Below are 22,846 nucleotides of genomic sequence, written 5' to 3' on the forward strand. Positions count from 1 at the left end.
ATGATTAGAGAAAATGATTATTGCGGCACCAGATGATTATTGTTATTATCCTTCGTGATGCATACACTTAAGACAGTGATTTCCTATTTCATGCAAAGGTGCTGAACGCTGTTGAAACATCTTAGCTTTCTCAGTAAATTAACTATGTTCGCGTTCGCCATCAGCATCCTGCCGGTGCTGTTTATTGGTTCGTTCTCCTATTTCACATCCTCCAGTGAAATTCAAAAAAATGTTAACGAAAGCAAAAAGGAGCTCATTTTACAAATTACCTCAAATGTAGAGCATAAGCTGAATACTGTCAACCAGACCTTGAACCAGGTCGTGAACTCTTCGGTGCTGAAGAAGGCGCTGAACAACCCGCTTAGTGAAAACGATTTCATTTTATATAACGACATCCGCAATGAGATCCGCAATATGCAGTCCTTCGATACGAAGCTGGAGGATGTCATCCTGCTCAATCAGCGCCAGAACTGGATGATCAAGAATTCCGGGCTCTACCGGCTGAATGAATACCGCAATTACGAGCAGCTGACGAATCTGCTGAATGTGGAAGGCAGCTCTTCTTGGGTGCTGAACCCCTCCTCCCTGTTCTACAGTGAAGAGAGCATTAACGTGACCGGCTGCAATTACAGCATCAGCCTGATTAAGAAGCTGCCGGTGACCAAGCTGCAGAAATACGGACTGGCTCTGGCCAATATTCCGGCCTGCAGTCTTCAGGACTTCATTAATCCCGATATGCAGCCGCTGGACAGTATTATGGTGCTGGACAAGAGCGGACGGATTCTGCTGCATTCAGACCGCAAGCTGATCGGAGAGCCTGCCGCAGCGGCCGGGTTCACGGGATTCGAGCAGATCGCCGCTGCCACTGAGCCATCGGGACAATTCAAGACCAAGCTTAATGAAGCCGATTACTCGATCACCTATATGCGTTCCCAGTTGAACGGCTGGATCTATCTGTCGGCCACCTCCATCAAGAGTCTGACCCGCGAATCCGGCAAAATCGGCACTTACACGGTATTTGTCTGCACGTTCATGCTGCTCTTGTCTGTGCTGCTTGCCTGGCTAGGCTCCCGGCGCATGTACACCCCCATCGAACGGCTGCTGACCCAGATTGGACTGCGCCGTCCCGGTCTGCGGGCAGGGCGTACGGATGAATTCCAGCTCATCGGTGAGCAGGTCCATTCCCTGTTCCAATCCAAGTCACAGCTGGAGAAGGAGGTCAGCCAGCATCTCGGACAGGTGCGGACCTTCTTTCTGATTCAGGCGTTCGGAGGCAATCTGAGAAGACGCGAGCTGATGGAGGAGCTGGAGCAATACGGGTACGGCAAGCAAGTCGAGGAATGGAAGACGATGGCTGTCATTACGCTGAGCATCGACTTCTCCGAGGAGAACAGCTATGAGAAAAAGGATCTCAATCTGCTGTTATTCGCAGCGCATAATATGACTCAGGAGCTGGTCTCTGCGCAGCACAGGCTAACCCCTGTGATGATGGGTCATGCCCTGGCGGTCTTAATCGGCAGCCCCGATGAGGACACGGAAGCTTTTCACCGGATGCTCTATGCGCTTACGGAGAAGCTCCAGCAGGAGATTAACGGGGTCCTGAAGCTGCAGGTCAGCATTGGGCTGAGCCTGCCGTTTCATTCGTTTGACAAAATGTCCATTGCCTACCGGGAAAGCCTGGAGGCCCTGAAGCACCGGATTACCCTGGGCAAAGGCATCATTATCCAGTACGAGAATATCAATTCAGGCAAGCATTATCTCAATTTGAACTACCCGACCCACACGGAAAATGACCTGATGGATGCCATCAAGCTGGCTGACAGCGATAAGGCGAAGGAGCTGCTGCATAAGCTGTTCAAGTGTATTTTTGCGCTGGGACTGTCGCCGCAGGAATATCAGATTCCGCTGACCCGGCTGCTGAACAATACGCTCATTATGATGCAGGAATCAGGAATTACGCTGAACCAGATCTACCACGCGGGCGGTTCCCTGTTCGAGGAGCTGACCGATCTGCATATCGTGGCCGAGATTGAAGACTGGTTCTGGACCATCGTCATCCAGCCGGTCATCGTCATCTTCCATAGCAGGCAGAACGCCCAGTATCATAATATCTCCGAGAAGCTGATCGACATCGTCCAGCATGAGTATGACCAGGATCTGACGCTGGAGGAGTGTGCTTCCCGGCTGCATTATAACGCCAACTACATCAGCAGTGTGTTCCGCAAGGAAACGCAGTATTATTTCAGTGATTACCTGACTATGTACCGGTTCAAAATGGCCAAGAAGTGGCTGGAGGAGACCGATATGCCCGTGAAGGATATCGCCTCCCGCCTGAGATACAACAATTCACAGAATTTCATACGTTCCTTCCGCAAGCAGGAGGGGATGACCCCCGGCCAGTACCGTGACAGCTTCCACACGAAGCTTAGAGCGGTCCCGGACGATGAGTAGGCGCAGGCCCTTCAGACGGGGTCTTGGACCTCTTCAGCTTTCTTTTTCTGATAAACCATGTAAGAAGTACAGCCAGAATAAGCAAGATTCCGCCCGCAGTAATCGCAATATTCCTGATATCCGGTACATAGACCACCAGCTGAATCGGCTCGGAATCCGCAAGGGACACATGCCAGGTTAACGTGTTGCCGTCTTGCTCGGCCGCATTATTAGCCCCGTATAGATCATAGGGAATCGTTAATTTGAAATCGGCGGAGAAGCTGCCCATCAGCAGCCGCACCAGGGACTTAGGGACATTTAAGCTGCCAAGGCCGTCAATAATCTCATCCGTGTAGGCATTCAGCTTAGGCTGGGCCACCACATCGTATTTGGTATACAGCCACCTGTCCGTCTGTCCCACCTTGGCCTCAACAATATCGAAGCCGCTGCTGCTGTTCTTCAGCTCCTCCATCGAAGCATACGATTTATGAAATTGATATTCCGTTGATTTGCCGCTTGCTGTCTTCTTCAGCTCTATGCCTGCGGCCGCCAGCCGGGTGGTTAGGAGCTCCTCCACCTTGCCGCTGACCAGCTTCTCAGCCCGGGCATCCAGCAATAGACTGAAGGCCAGATCCAGGGAGCCGTCCTTCTTCACGGTTACATGGGCCGTGCCTTGCGCGCACCCTGTAAGCAGCAGGACAAGCATAAGCATCATCAGTATTGCCTTAATTCGAGTCCCGTTCAACCTGCGTTTCTTCAACCGCTGTCCCTCCATCCGCTGACTGTTACTACTAGCTTAACTCAACCTTGAAGAAGCAAATCTGCACTTATGGAGTCAAGCTTATCACATGCCGGGGAGGTACAGAAAGCCCCCAGCCTGCGGATATCCGTAAGCTGGAGGCTTCCATGCGCATAATCCTGTTATTTTTTCAAATGATAAGGAACGGTAGTGATAATGACATTGCGCCGGTACAGCAGATGTGCGCGGATCAGCAGACTGGACTGGTTATGCAGAATGTTATGCCAGCCCTTCTTCGGTATGAATTGAGGGACAATGACGGTCACCTGATAATTCGACTCGCTGGCCTTGCGCTGAACCGTATCTATGAACTTGGTCAATGGATGAATGATGCTGCGGTAAGGCGAATACAGCGTCACTAACCGCACCTCCGGGTGGAATTTCTTCCACTTCTCTTCGAAAATAGCGTCATCCTCCCGCTCGAACGGGATGTGGACGGCGATAATCTGCTGCGCACTCAGCGACTTGGCATACCGCAAGGAATTCTCCACCACATGGGTAATCCCTGCTACCGGCAGGATGATGATATTCCCTTCAATCGCAAGCGGCGGCTCCCCGCAGGTGGCTACCCGCAATTGGTCGGCGACCGATTCATAATGCTTGTAGATGCGGTAGAAGAACAGGATAATCAGCGGCAGGAAGACCAGGACCGGCCAGACCTGCGTGAATTTGGTCAGGAAGAACATCATCGTGACAATGAAGCTGATCAGCGCCCCGATTGCATTGATGATCAGCTTAGGCAGCCAGCCCTCCGGCTTGTGCCGGAGCCATTTGACGATCATGCCTGTCTGCGACAGGGTGAACGGGATGAAGACCCCGACTGCATACAGCGGAATGAGATGCTCCGTCCGCCCCTCAAAGGCAATGATCAGGATGATCGACAAGATGCCCAGGCTGAGAATGCCGTTCGAGTACCCCAGCCGGTCTCCGCGCACGGTGAACATCCGGGGAATGAATTTATCCTTCGCCAGATTCACAGCCAGCAGCGGAAATGCGGAATATCCGGTGTTCGCCGCCAGAACCAGAATTAAGGCTGTCGTGCCCTGCACGACATAATACATGAAGTTGCGGCCAAAGACATGCTCGGCAATATCGGACACCACCGTGACCTGTTCACGCGGAGCAATGCCGTAATAATACGCCAGGAAGACGATGCCTGAGAATAACAGCGCGAGCAGAATTCCCATCGCCGCTAAGGTTTTGGCTGCATTATTCGGTGCCGGTGCCTTGAAATTGGGGATCGCATTCGATATGGCCTCCACCCCAGTCAGCGCCGAGCTGCCTGAGGAGAACGCCCGCAGCAGCAGGAACAGGCTGATTCCGGCCACCGGTGTTCCCAGTGAGGTGTGAAGCTCCGCCGGTACTCTTCCGGTCAGCACATTGAACAGGCCCAGCCCGATCATAATGAACATCGCCAGGACGAACAGATAAACCGGATACGCCAGGAAAGAGGCAGACTCGGTGACCCCACGCAGATTCAGGGTCGTGATCAGCAGGACGAAGATGATGGCAATCAGCACATTATAAGGATGCAGACCCGGAAAAGCTGAAGTAATCGCATCCGTTCCCGCAGAGACACTGACCGCTACGGTTAGTATATAATCGACGAGCAAGGAGCCCCCCGCAATCAGACCCGGATATTTACCCAGATTCTCCTTGGATACGACATAAGCCCCGCCGCCTTGGGGATAGGCAAAGATGATCTGCCTATAGGAGAGTATCAGGGCCAGGAGCAGCACCAGCACCCCGCCTGCAATCGGAATGGAATACCAGAATGCGGCTGTACTCACCGTGATCAGCACCAGCAGAATCTGCTCCGGGCCATAGGCCACAGAGGATAAGGCATCCGAGGACAGAATGGCTAGGGCCTTGGTTTTGTTAAGCTTCTGTTCCCCCAGCTGATCGGACTTCAGCGGCCGTCCGATCAGGAACCTTTTTACCGAAGACATCATTATCACTCACCGACTTTTTTTGTAGTTATATTACCCCTGGTGCACGAATAAAATCTGGACCTATAATTGGATACAGACACTATTTTTGCTGCCGTTCGATACTACATTAATTCTTTTATCACCATCTGTATATATGCAGATATCCTAGACAAACCCCAAACCATGAATAACAAATGATATTCGCCGAAAGACACAGCAAAAGGGACCAAGCAGGCTTTCCGCTTCGTCCCGTTTGCTTATTTCAGCTTTTTTTGCTATATTCAGCCATTTTCAGGAGGTCTCAGAGCCAGTCCTGTGTAAGCAGCGTCCGCAGCAGCTCCACCTCCTCCCTGCCGATCCGGGCCGTGATTTCGTCCTCAATAGTATGCTTGATCTCCAGCATACTCCGGCAAGCCGCTGTCCCCTTCGCAGTGAGCACGATAGGCTTGTCCCGGCTGTTCCCTTCCTTAGCAGCGGTACCCACGTAACCTTCGGCCAGCAGATTGTTAATCGTCTTCTGCGTGCCCTGGCGGGAAATGCTGATCAGCCTGCTGATCTCCGAGATGGACAGAACGCCGTGCTGCTCCAGCATCGCCAGAATATGCGTCTCCGTCTTATTCAGCGGCTCGCCGCTCATCTGGTTTACCTTGTCCCGCAGCATCTTATGCTTCTCGCTAATCATATCGACCAGATTCAACCCGCTCATATACTCCTTCATTTACAAGACCTCCATTAGAGAAATGCAGTTCCGCCTTACCGGGAATCTCTGTTGCCTTAATTGTCAACCAAGTTGACAATAATGCCTCCCACTGCTACTATAAGTGAAGTTTGATAAACTTACATTTAAGGGAGTTCGGAAACATGGGCAGCAACAAAAAAGAAGCTTTAATTTTCACCAGTATGATGTGTTTTTGCATGGTCGTCTTTATGTCTTTCTATAATGTAATTATTTCTAACGGATTCAACAGCAGGCTGTTCACGGATGTGGCTGTGGGCTTGCTCCCGGCACTTGCCGTTGCCCTGTTCTGCGATATTGTGGTGGTTGGCAGAATTGCCAAGGGGCTGGCCTTCAAAATAGTGAAGCCTTCCGCCTCCCAGATCCGCAAAGTGCTGACGATCTCGTGCTTCATGGTCTGCGGCATGGTCATTCTCATGTCTCTATACGGCACACTAGCACACTTCGGATTCGGGGACAACTTCTTTCGTCATTACTTCTCCATTCTGGGGCTTAATTTCATCTGCGCCCTGCCGCTCCAGCTGCTGGTGGCCGGTCCGCTGACCCGGTTCCTGTTCAGCCGGATGTTTCCGGTTCCTACGGCAGCACCGGGCGTCTAAGGCTGGCGTGGACCGGTGCCGCGTTCCCGCCATACCAAAAAGGGTGTTCAGCCAGCCATGATCTCATGGCTGTGCGGAACACCCTTGTCCGGGATTCATTCTATTGATTATTTATTCCATGAAAGACAGGTCTCGCCGGACTGATCTCTGTGCAGGGTTAGAGTGTCTTCAGCAGCAGAGTAGATGAGTTCAGTATACTCAGTAGCTGTATGATGAATAATAAGACCGAATTCTTCCGCTTCAATCCGTGTCATGAAGTCACTTAAGAACAGAGGAATCAAGGTGCCGGAGCAGGTAGCGGTCTGCGGCTTCGACGATGCCTCGGAATCCCGGATCATCGAACCCCATCTGACAACGGTTCATATTTGGCCGATCTGGTAAAGGTCAGCGACGAGGAGCTGCAGCTGATTACAAGCGAAGCGGACCGTGATGCCGCCCTTGATATGCTGCATGAATGGGGTGCCGGAGCAGTAGCCGTTACTCTGGGCAGAGACGGCACCCTGATCTCCTCCCTGGACTCACGGTTGCTGATTCCGAGCATCACCGTGAAGTCCATCGATTCCACCGGTGCCGGCGATGCCTTCATCGGTGCGCTGCTCTGCCGGATCAGCCAACTGGCCCATCCGGCAGACTTCACCCGCAGCGCGGAGCTGCAGCAAGAATTCGTCACCTTCGCCAACCGGGTGGGGGCGATGGTCTGCACCAAGGTCGGGGCGATTGCCGCGCTGCCGACACTGGACGAGGTCCAGGAGTTTGCAGGGTAAGCTGCGGAGTTGCTGCTAAACCAATCTTTACCTGCTGTTTTCATCACAGACAGGGGAGCATGGCACGTAATATGATAAGCACATTATCATATGGTTGAAGGAGCAGCTTTTGCATGACGATGAAACAAGAATTCGATAATCTCATGGCGTTTGCCAAGGATTTAATCAATGAGAATCTCGGCTTTTATTATGATATCAATTATGGTTATTTCCAGCCCGAGACCCACCCGATTGTGGACTTCATCCGGCTCATCGGCAGACGTATTCAGAGCCAGCTCATGCTGATGCCCGCGCTCTACGGGGAGGTCGACCAGATGGAGCGGATGTTCTCGGACAACCTGTTCTTTGATGAATGGGCCGAGGTGACGCTGGATGGACGGAGCTTCCACTTCCTGATGCGGCAGATTGACAACAGCAGCAGAATCATCAACCTGGCACGTGACCTGGTCTTCCCCTCCCCCTGGATTCCCCGCAAGCTGCGCGACAGTCTGATCCGCATCGGTGAAGGTACCCTGAACGGAAGCTGGCGGCAGGATAAGGATCATCAGGTTACCCTCTGGCTCCCTCTTGGCATCTCCTTCGTGGAAGGCTCAGGGCATCATTCCATAACAGCGGGGATCGCCAAGGGCGAAGGGGAGCTCTACCCCACCTCAGTGTATGACATCAGCCTCATCTACGATCACGTGTATACCGACGGCAGGTATTACTACAGAACGCATGACCATTCGATTATCTCCGAGGTTCATTTCGTGGAATGCGCCGCCATCTTTGAGATCGGCCGGATCATGGCAGCGCAGAAGATTATTTTCTGAAGGACGACATCCGTTTCAGCAAGTGCAGCTCAAACAAATCACCCTGACGGGTGAACGATGTTAAATGCCTTATGCCGCTCTTAAGAGGCTCTTCACTATTCTCCCTCCGGCCGCTTTTAAGGAGCAGTAATGTTGCTCTTTTTGTAAGCGTGTTGATTTCCCAAAAAAAGGGACAAAAAAGGCCGCCATTTCGGGTAATGGTAAGTACGACCAAACCAAACCGAAATGAGGCGACCTCATGAATAATAATACCCCATTCTTAGCCGTATTCAAACAAGTATTAACTCCAGAAGAAGTTGAAATGGTGACCGGGCAAACCGAGGACTACGAGGATACCGGAACCAAAATGACCGTTGGTGTGTTGTTCGATTACTTTATCCAAGCCTGCTACCACCAATGGGATGGCTTTCGTCAAAGTGCCCGCGTGGGCTCGAACTTCGATTTGCCTAAGGTTCATTACTCCACTCTTTCGGGCAAAGCCGGTGAAGTTCCTTACGATATCTTCAAACGTTTGTTTCAACTGCTTGTCCAGAAATGTAACCGGCAAACCCGTCGGCACCTAAATCTGCCTAAAGATCTTCTACTGATTGACTCTACGACGGTTACGGCGGCAAACTCCCGCATGTCTTGGGCTCCGTATAAAAAATTCAGAGGAGGCATCAAGCTGCATGTCGCTCTTTCGCATGGACAGCATTCACCCATGAAGGTGGTCGAATCGATTGCCCGGCGCAATGACGCTCCATTTGGAGAAGTCTTGGCCCATAAGGACTACATTTTAGTTCAGGATCGGGCGTATGGAAAAATCGGTCGATTGGATCAATATGTGCAGCAAGGTCAGTCCTTTGTGGTTCGTCTGAAAGACAATCTCCATTTGGTGATGCCGCGAAAGCTTCAACGACCGGCGGAGGGAGACACCAAAATTGTACGCGATATCACCTGTTATATTGGTCAAGGCAAACACCAATCCGCCCACCGCCACCGCGTCGTTGAATTTGAAAATGACCGGGGTGAAGTGGTACGAATTGTGACCGATTTGAGAAAAGAGTCCGCTCATGTGATTGCTGAAATTTACAAAGCACGCTGGGAGATTGAAGTCTTTTTCCGCTGGGTGAAACAGCATCTGAATGTCCCTTGTCTATTTGGAACCACCGAAAATGCAGTATATAGCCAATTGTTTGTGGCCCTTACCGCGTATGTGCTTCTGAAATACATTTTTGATGAAATTCATCCGAAGGTACCGGTCTTCGCTGAGCTGACTCTTTGGGAATTTATGCAGCACTGGCGTATATTTAATCTTCCGCTGGAGTGGCAGGCTCAGTTTAATCTGCTCAGGCGTAAAGAACATTTAGGTGTTTTTGTCATCCCATAATATGGGTAATCAACACGCCTGCTCTTTTTGCAGGATTCCTCTATACCTTTTACGGGTTGAAGTACATTGTTGCATGATTTGCACAAATTTCGGTGTTTAGAGCAAGTTAGCGCTGAATTTGTTGCATTTCGTGCAGGATTTCAGCATTGACCGCTTCTTTGGGGCAGTATTGTTGCATTTTTGGCAGGATTCCTCTTAAAATGTTACTGCCTATGATGCATGGGGCCCTTCCCTCCGCGCAGCGGCACCCATTGTATTCAGTTTTTCTGTGAAAATACGTCTCTTGCGATAAACGCACGGCCTACGTGGCGCTCCCGGTCCCATTGTGTTCGGTTTTAAGCATACCCTCAGCCTTCAGTCACATTCAGCATCAAAGTCATTCTACGAATCATTCAAAGAACTCTTATCCACAAATTTACACACCCTTTTCCACAGCAGAAGGAAGCTATAGTTTCCTATACAAGCACAAAAGCCGCGAACCCGCCCAAATCGGACGGTTCACGGCTTATTCAAGTAGTAGCTCTCTGTACGAGCTGGAATTCAAGCTGCTGCTGCCTGGCTTCTGTTCCCCCCAGCTTGCCGAGAATCAGATAGAGCGCATTCTGGGCCTGTGCGGCAATCGGATTATCAATCGAGGTGATTCCCAGCGTATGGGCCAGCTCCGTATTGTCGAATCCAACAATCGCCAGCTCCTCCGGCACCTTCACCTTAAGCCTGCGGGCCTCGCTCAGTATCCCTGCCGCTACCATATCATTGGCGCAGAGGATGGCATTCGGAGGCCCGCCAGGAATCAGCAGCAGCCTGCGGATCAGCTCCTCACCCTGCCGGATGGAGTGGATGCCCGTCTGTGACCAGTCCGGGTTAACCGTCAGAGCGTGTGTGCGGGCTGCATCCTGATACGCCTGTATCCGCCCGGAGGTATTCATACTGGTCGGCCTGCCCCAGGCATTGGCAATCCGCGTATACCCCCGTCCGATCACATGCTCAAGCCCCAGCATGTACCCGTCATATTGATTCATGGCGACACTCTGAATCTCCGGAAGCTCCATCCGCTGCCAGGACACAATTGGCCCGTATTTGCAATAGGAGCCAAGGAGCGCCTGATCGTTGACGCAGGTGCTGATCACCAGCGCATCGACTCTTTTGCGCCGCATATCCTCGAAGGCTTGCAGCTCTTTGGCCGGATCGCCCCCTGAGGTATAGATGATCGTCTGATATCCGTGCCGGCTCGCAGTCTCCACGAAGCTGTTCAGAAAAGGCAGCATCACCTCGTTGATCCCCTCCGTCACCATCCCGATCTGCATCGTCTGTCCTCTGGACAAGGAAATGGCATTGCCGTTCGGCACATAGTCCAGCTCTTCCATAATCTTCAGGATGCTCTCCCGCGTCGCTTGACTTACATGGGGAGAACGATTCAGTACTCTTGATACCGTAGCCTTGGAGAATCCCGACAATTTGGCGATTTGATCCAGATTCGACATGATGGCACTCCTTACATAAATTCTGATCTTTTAAATAATACTTGACATGTAACGCGTTACAACATTTAGCATGGAATTATGGGACATATTAATAGCTTACCATATCTGACCATAACTATAAAAAGGCGGGATTATCCATGAGTACTCCATTTCCTGAAGGCTTCCTGTGGGGCGGCGCAGTAGCTGCCAATCAGTTGGAAGGCGCATATAACGAGGACGGCAAAGGCCTGTCCACTCAAGACGTAGCTCCGCAAGGAATCAAGGGCCCCATCACTGAGGTGCCTACCGAGGATAATATGAAGCTGGTCGGGATCGACTTTTACCACCGGTACAAAGAAGATGTTAAGCTTTTTGCTGAAATGGGCTTCAAGGTCTTCCGCACCTCGATTGCCTGGTCCCGGATCTTCCCGAACGGTGATGAGCTGGAGCCGAATGAGCAAGGCCTGCAATTCTATGATGACCTGTTCGATGAATGTCACAAATACGGCATTGAGCCGCTGGTGACCCTCTCCCACTACGAAACGCCGCTGCACTTGTCGAAGCAGTATGACGGCTGGGTCAACCGGCAATTAGTCGGCTTCTACGAACGGTATGCCAGAACGGTATTCACCCGCTACAAGGATAAAGTGAAGTACTGGCTGACCTTCAACGAGATTAACTCCATCCTGCACGAACCGTTTATGAGCGGCGGGATCTATACACCGAAGGACAAGCTGAGCAAACAGGATCTGTATCAGGCGATTCATCATGAGCTGGTAGCCAGTGCTACTGCGGTCAAGATTGGACATGAGATCAACCCCCAGGCCCAGATCGGCTGTATGATCCTCAGCATGCCAACCTACCCGCTGACACCTAACCCGGACGATGTGATTGCAGCGATGAAGTCGGAGCATATGAACTACTTCTTCGGGGATGTTCATGCCAGAGGCGTATATCCCGGCTACATGAAACGTTATTTCAGAGAGCACGGCATTGAGATTCACATGGAGCCCGGAGATGCAGAAATCCTCAAGCACACCGTAGATTTCATTTCTTTCAGCTACTATGTGAGCATCTGTGAGACGGGAGACCGCAGCAAACGCACCCAGGAAGGCAACCTGATCGGCGGCGCGCCTAACCCATACCTGAAGGCTTCCGAATGGGGCTGGCAGATTGACCCGCAGGGCCTGCGCTATGTGCTGAATATGTTCTATGACCGTTACCAGAAGCCGTTGTTCATTGTAGAGAACGGACTCGGGGCCAAGGATGAGCTGATCACCGGTGAAGACGGCGTGCCGACCGTTAATGACGACTACCGGATTGAGTACCTGAACGACCATCTGGTGCAGGTGGGCGAAGCCATCGAGGACGGCGTTGAAGTCATGGGCTACACCTCTTGGGGCTGTATTGACCTGGTCAGTGCGTCAACCGCTGAACTAAGTAAACGCTACGGCTTCATCTACGTAGACCGCCACGACGACAATACAGGAACACTGGAGCGCTACCGCAAGAAATCCTTCCACTGGTATAAGGATGTTATTGCTACCAATGGACAGAGCCTGCGTCGCTCAGGCGAATAGAATAGCCAGACAATACAGGTTGTCCCGAAAAGCCATAAAAAGCTGATTGGGACAGCCTTTTTTTTAAAATTGTAGGAATGGTAGCGACAGCGCCCCATTCCGCCGTTCTTTGCCTGCCCCCTCCCCCCAATAACTGAAGATATCAATTTCAGTTGAATAAGCCATTAACAAAAAGCTGGGAAGGAGCGGAGGGGAAATTTGGAACTGTAGGAGCGATAGCGACCGCCTTTATGTTTGGATTTCTACCGCGCCCAGCGGGTTCAATCAGGAAATCCAAACATAACAGCGGCCGAAAGTCCAAATGTTCACCGCAGTCGACGAGTTTAAGCTTTGTGTTACTACCCTTCCATCTCAGATTTATATCTTCAGTCAGCTCCTTTACCATTTTGAAACTAATTGCCCGAAAGGTTAGGATATACTAGCCACAGATGAATCCTAAGGAGCGTAACTGCAATGAACAAATATACCTTCGGCCTCAGCAGCCTCTTATTCTTAAGCCTGATCGCCTCCGGCTGTGGTACCATGAAGACGCCAAGCGATCTGCTTCAAGCCCCGGCACAGGGGAATAGCGACGGCAATCTTACCGGAATCGTCAAATCCTTTCTACCGGCCAACGCGCATTTAACGGTTCCCATCCACTCGGAATCCGGCAGTGCGATTCAATTACAGGATCTGGACAAGGACCGGCAGGAGGAGCTTCTGGCCTTCTACAAGACAGAGAAAACCGATTACGAGATCAATACCCTCCTCCTCTCACAGCAGAACGGCAAGTGGACCAAGCTGGCTAACCTTACCGGGGTAGGCAGCGAATTGAATGAAGTGTCCTTCACAGATGTTACCGGTGACGGAGCGGAGGAGCTGCTGCTCGGATACGGCGGCGGGGAGGGCTTAAACAAAGAGCTGGCGGTCTACAGCCTAAGCGGCGGCAAGCTGACCGAGCTGCTTAAGCAGCCTTACGACCAGCTGGTCCTTGGCGATCTGACCGGAAGCGGGCATACCGACATTGCCTTGCTTCAGAGTACCTACACAACAGATAACATCCGTGAGACCCATCTCCTGTTGCTCCGGCTCAAGGACGGTACGCTGCAAACCTTATCTGACCAGAAGCTCGATGGTAATGTCATCGAAGCCCAGTTCGGCAAGGCGTCCCCTACCCGGGACGCAATCGTCATCGATGCCGCCATTGGCGCACATGCTTCCTATACTTCACTGCTAACTTGGGAAAAAGACAGGTTTACTGATATACTGGCAACAGATGATTATCAGCGTACCGCGCTCGCTGCAAGCAAGGATCTGGTGCTATCTCCGCCAGCCGTCTCTCCTGACCTGCTTGGCAGCAGCAGTATTGCAATTAAGGACTACCCGCAGTCCAGCCTGGATGTGAATAATGACGGGATCTTGGAATTCGGCTTCCTGGTGCCGCCAGCCGGTACGGAGAGCATGGCTCCCTTGGCGACCCCATTCATCACCAAATATTATCAGTGGAACGGACAGACCGGCCTGACCTTCGTGCAGGAGCAGTTCGACCGCTGGGGCTTCAACTTCCGTATTCCCAAGTCCTGGGCGGGCCAGATCCTGCTGGAGGTTCCGGGAGAATCACCCCAGCCCTGGGAGAAGCTCCAGTTCAGCTACAAGAATGCCGGGTCTGCTGTGAAGGCTCCGCTGCTGGAGCTTCGCCTGCTGACAAAGAAAGCCTGGGCTGCCGCAGAAGTCCAGCTGAAGGCTGAGAATAGAGAGTATAAGCTGCTGTATGAGCAGGGGAACTCTAACAATGACACGGAGCCTACCCTATTCGTTGCCGTAATGCCCGCAGCGGATGCCGCCGGCAAGCTGCAGGGGGCCGATCTGCAGAATTATAATCAGCTGAAGCTGACACTGGATGAAGTCGTTCAGCTGGCCGGCATACCCCAGAAGCCGCGGCAATAAGAAGGAGAGCTGTTCATGAAAGTGCTGATACTGGAAGATGAGAAGCCTATCCGTGATCTGCTGTGCATCAACCTTAAGCGGGCAGGCTTCGAGATCGCGGAGGCTTCTACCGGTGAAGAGGCGCTGCGCATTGCAAGAGAGCAGAGGGATTTTGACATCGCGATTCTCGACCTGATGCTGCCCGGACTTAGCGGGTTCGAAGTGTGCACCCTTCTGCGGACACACTTCCCCCGGCTGGGAATCATTATGCTCACCGCCAAAAGCCAGGAAATCGACAAGGTCATGGGCCTGGAATCCGGCGCAGATGACTATGTGGTCAAGCCCTTCAGTCCGGTGGAGCTGGTCGCCCGGGTGCGCTCTCTCTACCGCAGGATGTATCCGGGAGAAGCGCTGCCGCAGGAGAATCTCATCGAGCTTCCGCCTTTTACCCTAATGCTGGATGAACGGAAATTATTGAAGGACGGGCAGGATATCCCGCTGACCCCGACCGAGTTCATGATCGTTAAGCTGCTGATGGAACAGCCGAACAAGGCCATGAACCGGGATGATATTCTGACAGCCGTATGGGGGCAGTACTTCATGGGAGATCTTAAAATAGTAGATGTGAATATCAGCCGAATCCGCCAGAAGATCGGACAGGAGTCCTCCGGGCCGCAGTTCCTCGAGACCGTGTGGGGATTCGGATATATTTGGAGGGGCTAATTGTGCTGAAGGGAATCAGGTCCAGACTTATCGTCTATATTACCCTTATGCTGCTCCTGATCGTGCTGCTGCTGGAGGGAGTGTTCATCGCTGCTGTCCACTATTATTATCTGGGCAGTGCGATGGAGACATTGAATACAAGGGCCACGACTTCAGCGACCTTTTTCAATAAGTATCTGGAGAGTTATAGCTTGAATGAACGGGCGCGTTATATTCTGGAGAATCTCTCCCCTGAGGAGAGCAGTAAGGTGGAGGTGCTGAGTCCAGCCGGGCATGTGGTCATTAATTCCTTCGGCTTCTCCAGTAGAGAGCAGGTGAGTACCCCTGATGTGAGAGCAGCCCTGGCCAACGGCAAAGGAAGCTTTCAGAGCATCAAGCCAGTGAACGGGGAACGAATTATGGCAGTCTCTATCGCGCTGAAGGAGTCGGGGAGCACGATGGGCTTGCTGCGCTACTCGGTTTCAGCAGAGCCTCTATATAACGTTATTCTCAAAATTGCGCTGAATGCAGCCATCGTCGGGCTGCTCGTCATTGGATTCGGCTTCATGCTCAGCCTGATTATCGCCAAACGGATCGTAGGGCCGATCCAGCAGCTGACCGGGGTCGCCAAGGAAATGGCCACCGGTAATTTTGCCGTCCGGGCAAAGAGACGGTATGACGATGAAGTCGGCACCCTTGCGGTAACGCTGAATTATATGTCGGAGGAGATCCTCAAGAGCGAGAAGCTCAAATATGATTTCATCTCCTCCGTCACTCATGAGCTGCGGACCCCGCTTACCTCCATCAAAGGCTGGGGGGAGACCCTGCTGGTTGGTGATCTATCGGATAAACAGGAGACCCTGCAGGGTCTTGAGGTTATGACCGGGGAGACAGACCGGCTGATCGGCCTGGTGGAGGATCTGCTGGACTTCTCCAAATTCCAGGCCGGAGAGATCCGCATTGTGCGCCAGCCGTATGATCTTAGAGGCCTGCTGGAGGATCTGCTGCTGCAGTTCAGATACCGGGGGCAGACGAAGCAGATCCGCCTCTACGCCGATCTTCCCGATCAGCCGCTGCCGGTGGACGGTGATTTTAACCGGTTGAAGCAGGTGTTTGTCAATTTGCTGGATAATGCCTTCAAGTTCACCCCTGCGGAGGGCGAGGTCCGCCTTACAGCCGTACTCGAAGGCGAGCGGATACTCGTCACAGTCGCCGACAACGGCGAAGGTATCGAGACTGAGGATCTGGCACAGCTTGGCACCAAATTCTTCAAAGGCCGCTCCCGCCAGTCCGGAAGCGGCCTGGGCCTCGCCATCTGCAAAGAAATTATCGAGCTGCATGACGGGCAGCTGCGAATCGAGAGCGAATTCACCAAGGGAACCACAGTAATTGTAGAGCTGCCGCGTTACGAGGTGGAGCAGCATTTTGCCTCACCAGTGTAGCTCTAGCTCTGTATCCCGCTGTGCTTCTATTACTCTACCCGGGCTTGTCCGCTCCCTCGCGCGATTTCCACAACTGGCTTAGTCTCTATAGAGACGTTACCGGCCACGGCTCTGGAGATCATACAGGATTCTTCAGCCTTATGTGCCAGCCGCTCTGCCATCTTCAGCTGCGCCGGTGCCGCACCAGCCTGGAGCACAATGCTAGGCTTGTGAACAATCTTTTCGTACGTGAACACATTATTCGTGACATCTACTGTCGCTTCAGACGCCAGGGTCAGCTCCTCTGGAACAATCTCCGAACGCTCCAGCATTGCGGCCAGGGTAATCAGGTAACAGGTCGCTGCTGCACCCAGCAGCATCTCATCCGGGTTCGTGCCGGTTCCCGGTCCGCCCATCTCCTGCGGAATCGATATAACCGTCCGCAGTCCGCCCGCATCAATATGCCCTTCGCTGTTCCGTCCTCCATTCCATACCGCCTTCAGGTGAAAAGGATGCTTCATCTCACTCCGTCCTTTCTTTTCTTCATATCAAATAAGTACTATTATCTTGTGTCACTCCTGGGGCTAGATACGCCCGATCCGTCTGGTCTCCAGCCGCTGGTCTGCCTGCCTATACACATGGCAAGTCATCTCCGTCAGATTCACCAGCCCAAGCGACCTTTCTTCAAGTATCGGGTAGGTATTAGACCCCAGATCGCAGTTCATCCTGACGCCGTCACCATAGATCCGTTCAACCGGCGTATGCCCGTGAATCACCGGCCTGCCATTCGTTAAGGCCAGGAGCGCTTCACGCGGCTGGCGGTAGAATTCATATTCTGTCATCCATAGAATCTCCCGGCTCTGCTCCTCCAGAGTCTGCTCTGTATACAGTCCGGCATGTGTATATACATATTCATCATCCTCAAAATACAGCGGCAAAGAATAGGCCCATTCCATCAGCTCCTGCCGTTGTTCCGGGTCGGGATAAGCCTGCTTCAGGCTCGCCAGCGTCTCGCGCCCGCCATGGCTCAGCCAAAGCTTGTCTCCGCTTTTTATATAATCCCCCATCATTTCTTCATGATTGCCAATCAGCGCATGGACCTGGCCCGGATGCCGCTCTGTAAGCTGCTTAAGGTAAACAAGCACTCCGGCCGAGTCCTTGCCCCGGTTGATCATATCTCCGCCGATGACCAGCTGGTCCTGCGCCCAGTTCATTCCAGAGTGCCGGAGCAGAAGCTCCAGACCCGTCTTATCGCCATGGATATCCGTTATGAAGAATTTGCGCATGAACTCCCTCCTTCTACAGCATCCAGTCTATCTTTATTGCAGTTTAATCTCGTCAAAAAGCCCAGTCTGCGGATCAGGCTGATCCAGGTGTCCAGCCTCGTTCGCTGGACCGCTTCCGCCCAGATATTTAGCAAAGAGCACCTCGATCTGGGCCATAGTGGCCGGCTTTGCGGAATCCTGCAGTTCATATCCGAGCTGGCCGTTGGGCTCAATCGTCGCTGTTTTGACATCGCTGAGCCTGGAGATGCCCTGTCCCCGCAGGCTCATCTCCAGCTCATCGACGGTTAATCTCAGCTTCCGCAGATTCTTAGGCTGAAGCTGTCCCTCCGCAATAACAATAACCGCAGGCCCCTTGATCAGCCGCTCCAGAGCACCCCAGCGGACCTGCAGCCATTCCACTACAATTAACACTATGATGAATACGGCTGCTGCAACTATGGTAATCAGAATACTATGATCGGCGATCGGCTGCACAATAATCGTCCCAATTGAGATCATGGCGATCGTCGTAGGAATCGTCATCTGCGAGATCGATTTGCGGCCGGCCAGCCGCAGCACCAGCATCCCGACAATGATCAGCACCAGCGCCTTCCAGATTTCGCTCCAGATTTCATGCATCGCTCCGTCTCCTTTTGATAGTAGATAGGCTAGCTTTTGTCTTACAGGAGGCGAATATGCATCTCTAGAGAATCGGAGCCCGGCACACGCCCGCCGGAATCCCCAACCGGTTGTAATGCTGTTTGATGTTGACAAGCGCATGGCCGCTGAACACCTGCGCCACTATGTCCTCCAAAGGTCCAGCCTCCACCTGCTCCTTCCGCAGCAGACGCTCCACCGCGCTCTTGATCTCCAAGGGGTACAGATTTCCGGCCACACTGGAGAGACCATTGCAAGGGCCTGCGGCGAAATTCTCCACAAGCCTCATATCCCCTGCTGCAAAAAGAATGAACCCCTCCGGATACTCTACTCCCACATGCCGCTGCAAATCGCCTGTTTCTTTGTAGCCTACAATATTCGGGTGGCGGCGGATTAACGTGTACAGCGACTCCGGCGCCAGATCGAATCCGGTCCGGCCGGGATTATTATACAGCGCTACCGGCTTGCTCGTATGGCTAAGCAACTCCTCCACATAAGCAACCGCCTGTTGCTGCGTAGGCCGGATGTATGGCGGGAAGCCAATCATAATGGCATCGATTACCGATGTCTCCAGCGCCTGAACCAGCGTTACCGCGTCCCGGGTTCTGATGGCAGAAGCCCCGAACACCAGCTCTATCCCCTGGAAGCGCTGCTGATTGAAGTACTCAATGATCTCCAATTCTCTCTCCGATACTCAGCGAATGCTGCTCGCCAGTGCTTCCCGAGATCAGCAGCGATTCGATACCGTTCTGCTTCTGGTAGGCGACAATGGCTTCGAATCCTTCTACATTCAGACCCTCATCACTGTGAAAAGGTGTAGGGATCGCTACATTTAATCTTTTCATATTACACTCCTTTTGGAATAGACCTCGCATCTTCTAACTCCAATGTAACAAAAAATCCTGATGAATCAAGAAATACTTGATCATCAGGATAAATTCAGTTCTATAGCAACACGGCTTCCCGCTTACTTAGCCTTACCGGCAGGCTCATAGATCAGACAACGCAGCTGTTTACCCGGATAGCGTAATTCCGCATTATATTTGCTGCCGTCTTCCAGCAACACATCCACGGCCACCATCCCGCGTTTATTGTTTACCTTGGTGTTCGTCAGATACGCCTTCACTATCTTTCTTTTCTCTCCCTGCTTGTCCTTAACAATCCGGGTAGCTTCCTTTATCCAGCTGTCATCCTTCTTCATGGCAGCCGCTGCTGCCGCGTCGATCGGGGTTCTTTTTATAATAGAGTTAAAAGCTGTTGTATCTACCACCACCCCGGTGTCAGGATCGATCTGTACACTATATTGCCAGTATTCCTGACCTTGTCCAAGCAGAGTAAGCGACTTATATGGTGCAGAATGAACCGACCAAAATGAGGGGATGCCATAACCCGGTTCATGCAGCATAACATTTGTTTGCAGCTTGGAGATATCGGCATCGAACAGCTTGCGCACACTTTCAGCCGCCCGTGCCTGTACTTCAGTCTTGCTGAATTTCTCCGGTACGGCCACGGCAGGAGCAGTTATATTACGTTTGGATGACAGAAGATTAAGCCGGTAGTACCAGTCAATCATTTGCAGCAGCTCTTCATCCGTCCAGGTGCGCTCCGGTTGATGATACGTATTGGTCTTTATATCGAGATACAATTCTCCTTGACCCGCCTCTAGCGGCAAAGGCTTCTGCGGCCGCACACCATCATATACATACTTATCCTCCAGCACCCGCCTGCGGTTAATCTCCGCATCGCTCATCGCCCGGCCTGAAATATGGGGATCGCCTGGGAGCTCTAGATAGTCGTAGATTTGCTGGATTTGTTCCTCTGTCATCTGCTTCAGCAGCAGATCATCATTCACGGTAGATACCGGCACGGGTGCCTCCACCTTCAGTACAGGAACATCGCTTCCTGCCGGACTTGCCTTAGCACTGACCTGAGCTGCCGTACTGTACTTCGCGACGACTGCTGAGTTCGCCAGACTGGGGACAAGGAGTCCGCTGAATGCGAACATACCGCCTGAGCATAGGACAACTGCCATAGTAACAGACCACTTTTTCTTGTTCAATTGTATTACCTCCATCAGGATTCAGGATATTAACTCTATCCATAGCTTAATCCCGGGATATTATAGAGTAGAGGAGCAGTTGTTATGGAGTTGTAAAATAGCTTCACACAGTAGAGCTTAAAAAAAGCCGGATGCTCGTCCCCTCACCCGGAGCAGATAGCAGCTCAATTCTGGCATGATGCGCTTCAGCAATCTGGCGGCATAGAGAGAGACCCAGACCTGCATGGCCATAGGACCGCGAACGTGAAGGATCTGCACGGTAGAACGGCTCAAATGCCCGCCTGCTCTGCTCTTCTGTCAATCCACTCCCGCTGTCCTGTACTTCAAGCACCCCTGCTCCGTCCTGCTGATAGGCCAGCACACGGATCGTATGCCCTGGCCGGGACACCGGAATCGCATTCTCGATCAGATTCACCAGCAAAGCTGCCAGAAGATCAGCATCTCCCCATACGGCAGGAATGGAGCTATTCAGCTCCAGCAGTAATCCGTTATCTGTTACCCTCTGCTGTTCGGTCTGGGCCACTGTGTCGAATAGCGAAGCCACGTCTACCTCTGCCAGCATCAGCGGCTGATGCCGCAGAACGGACAGATCCAGCAGTTTGAAGGCCAGATTCTTCAGCCTCACGGTCTCACTAAGAATATAATGGCCCGCCTTGACCTGATCCTCCTGATCTATGTTAGCTGTGGTCAGCAGCTCCGCGAATCCCTGTATACTGGTCAGCGGTGTCCGCAGCTCATGAGCCAGATTATCGACCATCCGCTGCTTATCCTCAGCCATGCCTGCGAGATCGCTCATCCGCTGCTCGATCACTGAAGCCATTCGGTTGAAGTTTACGGCCAGCTCCCCGAATTCATCCCTGCTGTTCAGCTCCACACGGTTGGAATAATCGCCTTCGGCTATCGTCTTCGTTGTCTCCGACAACAGCTTGAGCGGCTTGGTCAGATGCCGGATCAGAAGATAGAGCAACCCCACGAGGAGCGGACCGACAATCCAGTTAATCATCACAAAAAAACGGTTAAGCTCCTCCTGCTGAGCGTACAGCCCGCTGATATCGCGCTTGTATACCAGCTCCAAATGTTGATAGGGAGCAGGGAGCGGCATCGCTAACGTCATGATATGTTCTTCCTGTGCTGCACGCTGTTCTTTCTCACCAGGATAGAGCAGCAGTCCATCATCCCGCAGCTCCAGCTCTATCCCCTGCTTACGGTAGTGTTCTCCATAGGACTTAGCCACACTGACCAGCAGTGCCGGGGTAAGAGAGACGCCTCTTGCCCGAATGGAATCCAGATTCTCATAGATATTATTCGTAATTAGCAGCTGTTCGCTGGCCGCACGTTTGCTCTCACTGGCCATGTTCAGCTGCCAGCTTTTTTTCATTACCATCACGACACTTACATCAAGTGCCGCTATAAACAGCACCAGGACAGCAAGGAGAATCTTATGCCAGAACCGCATGGCTAGACCTGAACTTCCAGCCGGTAGCCCAGCTTGAACACGGTTTTGATCTGTTCTTCCCAGCCCAGCTTTTTGCGCAGCTGCCGGATATGTACATCCACGGTACGGGTATCACCGGCATAATCATAGCCCCAAGCCAGCTCCAGCAGCTTCTCTCTGGAAAGAGCAATATTCCGGTTGCGAATCAACACTTCAAGCAGCTCGAATTCTCTGGCCGTCAGATCCACCAGCAGCTGTTCCACCCACACCTGACGCTCCTTGAACCGGACTTCAACCTCATCGCATACAAAAGCAGAGGCAGCCTGCTCATTCCTCCGCAGCACAACATTAATCCGGGCCAGCAGCTCCAGAATCTCAAAGGGCTTGATAATATAATCATCCGCACCCAGCTCGAAGCCCCTGATCCGGTCTGAGAGTGCATTCCGGGCCGTAATCAGAATGACCGGAATTTTAAGCGGAGCAATCTGCTGCATCACCCCGAACCCGTCCAGACCGGGAAGCATGACATCCAGCAGGACGAGATCCGCCCGTTCCTTCTCCAGCAATTCCGCAACCTCTGAGCCGGTATAGGCTTTGGAATACGTATGTCCCACCAGCTTAAGGTTCATAGTTATTAAATCATTAATCGCCTGTTCATCCTCAACAACAAGTATATGAGCCATCTATCGAATATCCTCCTAACTCTGTAGCCACAGGGTACCCGTACACAGGTAACCTAATCTTAATCATACCAGATTCCAGAGCATCCATAACCTATAAGCCGAACCTGACCTTACACACCCGCCTGCTAAAAAATCCCGACGAATCAAGAACTGCTTGATCGTCAGGACTAGTTAGTTCATTGAATATAAGCTTCCCGCTTATTTTCCCTTATCGGCAGGCTCATCAATAGGCGTTCTTA

At 52.2% G+C, this 22,846-nt stretch carries 22 protein-coding genes and 1 pseudogene; 10 read left to right on the plus strand and 13 right to left on the minus strand.

Translation table 11 applies throughout. The features are described 5' to 3' along the window. The first annotated feature begins 111 nt into the window (after positions 1-111). Positions 112-2,451 (plus strand): AraC family transcriptional regulator, encoded by a 2,340-nt coding sequence (locus MKX51_RS25910; protein ID WP_340994399.1) that lies wholly within the window; start codon positions 112-114, stop codon positions 2,449-2,451. Here MKX51_RS25910 and MKX51_RS25915 read toward each other — a convergent pair. The 3 genes from MKX51_RS25915 to MKX51_RS25925 form a co-directional block, all read right to left on the minus strand. Beyond that, positions 2,426-3,190, minus strand: a complete 765-nt coding sequence (locus tag MKX51_RS25915) for a hypothetical protein (protein WP_340994400.1) — start codon at positions 3,188-3,190, stop codon at positions 2,426-2,428. The two genes, MKX51_RS25910 and MKX51_RS25915, sit on opposite strands and share 26 nt — an antisense overlap. A 161-nt stretch (positions 3,191-3,351) precedes the next feature. Then, positions 3,352-5,181 carry an APC family permease gene (locus MKX51_RS25920; RefSeq protein ID WP_340938179.1) on the minus strand — a complete coding sequence of 610 codons (1,830 nt, stop codon included), beginning with the start codon at positions 5,179-5,181 and terminating at the stop codon, positions 3,352-3,354. Positions 5,182-5,461: 280 nt separating this feature from the next. Then, a complete protein-coding gene (locus tag MKX51_RS25925; RefSeq protein ID WP_340994401.1) occupies positions 5,462-5,878 on the minus strand; it encodes a MarR family winged helix-turn-helix transcriptional regulator in 417 nt (138 codons plus the stop codon). A 143-nt stretch (positions 5,879-6,021) separates the two neighbouring features. Between MKX51_RS25925 and MKX51_RS25930 the strand changes: the two genes are divergently transcribed. After that, entirely contained in the window at positions 6,022-6,495 is a 474-nt protein-coding gene (locus tag MKX51_RS25930; RefSeq protein WP_340994402.1) for a DUF2798 domain-containing protein, read from the plus strand. A gap of 107 nt (positions 6,496-6,602) precedes the next feature. On the opposite strand, the gene MKX51_RS33280 is transcribed toward MKX51_RS25930, so the two are convergent. Then, positions 6,603-6,749 (minus strand): GH32 C-terminal domain-containing protein, encoded by a 147-nt coding sequence (locus MKX51_RS33280; protein WP_445322081.1) that lies wholly within the window; start codon positions 6,747-6,749, stop codon positions 6,603-6,605. Between MKX51_RS33280 and MKX51_RS25935 the strand changes: the two are divergent. From MKX51_RS25935 to MKX51_RS25950, 4 genes and pseudogenes are all read left to right on the plus strand, one after another. Next, positions 6,742-6,864: pseudogene (locus MKX51_RS25935) on the plus strand (substrate-binding domain-containing protein); the annotation flags it as partial. The gene MKX51_RS33280 and the pseudogene MKX51_RS25935 overlap by 8 nt on opposite strands. Before the next feature lie 5 nt (positions 6,865-6,869). Next, complete coding sequence (locus MKX51_RS25940; protein ID WP_340995709.1) at positions 6,870-7,259, plus strand: carbohydrate kinase family protein; 390 nt, start codon at positions 6,870-6,872, stop codon at positions 7,257-7,259. Positions 7,260-7,372: 113 nt separating this feature from the next. Next, on the plus strand, positions 7,373-8,071 hold the full coding sequence (locus MKX51_RS25945) for a DUF6710 family protein (protein WP_051478692.1): 699 nt from the start codon (positions 7,373-7,375) through the stop codon (positions 8,069-8,071). Between the two features lie 238 nt (positions 8,072-8,309). Next, on the plus strand, positions 8,310-9,440 hold the full coding sequence (locus MKX51_RS25950; protein ID WP_340993035.1) for an IS4 family transposase: 1,131 nt from the start codon (positions 8,310-8,312) through the stop codon (positions 9,438-9,440). Positions 9,441-9,949: 509 nt separating this feature from the next. Here the strand turns inward: MKX51_RS25950 and MKX51_RS25955 are convergent. Beyond that, positions 9,950-10,921 (minus strand): LacI family DNA-binding transcriptional regulator, encoded by a 972-nt coding sequence (locus MKX51_RS25955; protein WP_340994403.1) that lies wholly within the window; start codon positions 10,919-10,921, stop codon positions 9,950-9,952. Between the two features lie 137 nt (positions 10,922-11,058). On the opposite strand from MKX51_RS25955, the gene MKX51_RS25960 reads away from it, so the two are divergent. The 4 genes from MKX51_RS25960 to MKX51_RS25975 all read left to right on the plus strand — a co-directional run bounded on the left by MKX51_RS25960 (position 11,059) and on the right by MKX51_RS25975 (position 16,529). Then, complete coding sequence (locus tag MKX51_RS25960; protein WP_340994404.1) at positions 11,059-12,480, plus strand: glycoside hydrolase family 1 protein; 1,422 nt, start codon at positions 11,059-11,061, stop codon at positions 12,478-12,480. A 453-nt stretch (positions 12,481-12,933) separates the two neighbouring features. Further along, entirely contained in the window at positions 12,934-14,406 is a 1,473-nt protein-coding gene (locus tag MKX51_RS25965) for a hypothetical protein (protein WP_340994405.1), read from the plus strand. 15 nt (positions 14,407-14,421) lie between these two features. Then, positions 14,422-15,108, plus strand: coding sequence for a response regulator transcription factor (locus MKX51_RS25970; protein ID WP_076085268.1), 687 nt, complete (start codon positions 14,422-14,424; stop codon positions 15,106-15,108). Between the two features lie 2 nt (positions 15,109-15,110). Then, complete coding sequence (locus tag MKX51_RS25975; protein WP_340994406.1) at positions 15,111-16,529, plus strand: sensor histidine kinase; 1,419 nt, start codon at positions 15,111-15,113, stop codon at positions 16,527-16,529. Between the two features lie 29 nt (positions 16,530-16,558). Here the strand turns inward: MKX51_RS25975 and MKX51_RS25980 are convergent, their stop codons facing one another. The 8 genes from MKX51_RS25980 to MKX51_RS26015 all read right to left on the minus strand — a co-directional run bounded on the left by MKX51_RS25980 (position 16,559) and on the right by MKX51_RS26015 (position 22,607). Continuing rightward, positions 16,559-17,029 carry an OsmC family protein gene (locus MKX51_RS25980; RefSeq protein WP_340994407.1) on the minus strand — a complete coding sequence of 157 codons (471 nt, stop codon included), beginning with the start codon at positions 17,027-17,029 and terminating at the stop codon, positions 16,559-16,561. Between the two features lie 63 nt (positions 17,030-17,092). Next, entirely contained in the window at positions 17,093-17,794 is a 702-nt protein-coding gene (locus tag MKX51_RS25985; protein ID WP_340994408.1) for a metallophosphoesterase, read from the minus strand. Between the two features lie 33 nt (positions 17,795-17,827). Then, positions 17,828-18,412 (minus strand): DUF421 domain-containing protein, encoded by a 585-nt coding sequence (locus MKX51_RS25990; protein WP_340994409.1) that lies wholly within the window; start codon positions 18,410-18,412, stop codon positions 17,828-17,830. 64 nt (positions 18,413-18,476) lie between these two features. Continuing rightward, on the minus strand, positions 18,477-19,109 hold the full coding sequence (locus MKX51_RS25995; protein ID WP_340994410.1) for a dihydrodipicolinate synthase family protein: 633 nt from the start codon (positions 19,107-19,109) through the stop codon (positions 18,477-18,479). Next, a complete protein-coding gene (locus MKX51_RS26000; RefSeq protein WP_340994411.1) occupies positions 19,096-19,275 on the minus strand; it encodes a dihydrodipicolinate synthase family protein in 180 nt (59 codons plus the stop codon). Before MKX51_RS26000 ends, MKX51_RS25995 begins: the two co-directional genes overlap by 14 nt. A 122-nt stretch (positions 19,276-19,397) precedes the next feature. Then, positions 19,398-20,489: a hypothetical protein gene (locus tag MKX51_RS26005; RefSeq protein ID WP_340994412.1), complete on the minus strand. Its 1,092-nt coding sequence runs from the start codon at positions 20,487-20,489 to the stop codon at positions 19,398-19,400. A 103-nt stretch (positions 20,490-20,592) separates the two neighbouring features. Next, positions 20,593-21,945 carry a HAMP domain-containing sensor histidine kinase gene (locus tag MKX51_RS26010; RefSeq protein ID WP_340938152.1) on the minus strand — a complete coding sequence of 451 codons (1,353 nt, stop codon included), beginning with the start codon at positions 21,943-21,945 and terminating at the stop codon, positions 20,593-20,595. A gap of 2 nt (positions 21,946-21,947) precedes the next feature. Then, complete coding sequence (locus tag MKX51_RS26015; protein ID WP_340994413.1) at positions 21,948-22,607, minus strand: response regulator transcription factor; 660 nt, start codon at positions 22,605-22,607, stop codon at positions 21,948-21,950. Between the last annotated feature and the right edge of the window lie 239 nt (positions 22,608-22,846).

It is taken from the genome of Paenibacillus sp. FSL M7-0420 (assembly GCF_038002345.1).
Taxonomy (GTDB): domain Bacteria; phylum Bacillota; class Bacilli; order Paenibacillales; family Paenibacillaceae; genus Paenibacillus_AQ.

Excerpts from the sequence above, each read along its gene's own strand:
- MKX51_RS25920 (WP_340938179.1), bottom strand. The coding sequence starts at position 5,181 with ATGATGTCTTCGGTAAAAAGGTTCCTGATCGGACGGCCGCTGAAGTCC.
- MKX51_RS25925 (WP_340994401.1), bottom strand. The coding sequence starts at position 5,878 with ATGAAGGAGTATATGAGCGGGTTGAATCTGGTCGATATGATTAGCGAG.
- MKX51_RS25930 (WP_340994402.1), top strand. The coding sequence starts at position 6,022 with ATGGGCAGCAACAAAAAAGAAGCTTTAATTTTCACCAGTATGATGTGT.
- MKX51_RS33280 (WP_445322081.1), bottom strand. The coding sequence starts at position 6,749 with ATGACACGGATTGAAGCGGAAGAATTCGGTCTTATTATTCATCATACA.
- MKX51_RS25945 (WP_051478692.1), top strand. The coding sequence starts at position 7,373 with ATGACGATGAAACAAGAATTCGATAATCTCATGGCGTTTGCCAAGGAT.
- MKX51_RS25950 (WP_340993035.1), top strand. The coding sequence starts at position 8,310 with ATGAATAATAATACCCCATTCTTAGCCGTATTCAAACAAGTATTAACT.
- MKX51_RS25955 (WP_340994403.1), bottom strand. The coding sequence starts at position 10,921 with ATGTCGAATCTGGATCAAATCGCCAAATTGTCGGGATTCTCCAAGGCT.
- MKX51_RS25960 (WP_340994404.1), top strand. The coding sequence starts at position 11,059 with ATGAGTACTCCATTTCCTGAAGGCTTCCTGTGGGGCGGCGCAGTAGCT.
- MKX51_RS25965 (WP_340994405.1), top strand. The coding sequence starts at position 12,934 with ATGAACAAATATACCTTCGGCCTCAGCAGCCTCTTATTCTTAAGCCTG.
- MKX51_RS25970 (WP_076085268.1), top strand. The coding sequence starts at position 14,422 with ATGAAAGTGCTGATACTGGAAGATGAGAAGCCTATCCGTGATCTGCTG.
- MKX51_RS25980 (WP_340994407.1), bottom strand. The coding sequence starts at position 17,029 with ATGAAGCATCCTTTTCACCTGAAGGCGGTATGGAATGGAGGACGGAAC.
- MKX51_RS25985 (WP_340994408.1), bottom strand. The coding sequence starts at position 17,794 with ATGCGCAAATTCTTCATAACGGATATCCATGGCGATAAGACGGGTCTG.
- MKX51_RS25990 (WP_340994409.1), bottom strand. The coding sequence starts at position 18,412 with ATGCATGAAATCTGGAGCGAAATCTGGAAGGCGCTGGTGCTGATCATT.
- MKX51_RS26000 (WP_340994411.1), bottom strand. The coding sequence starts at position 19,275 with ATGAAAAGATTAAATGTAGCGATCCCTACACCTTTTCACAGTGATGAG.
- MKX51_RS26010 (WP_340938152.1), bottom strand. The coding sequence starts at position 21,945 with ATGCGGTTCTGGCATAAGATTCTCCTTGCTGTCCTGGTGCTGTTTATA.
- MKX51_RS26015 (WP_340994413.1), bottom strand. The coding sequence starts at position 22,607 with ATGGCTCATATACTTGTTGTTGAGGATGAACAGGCGATTAATGATTTA.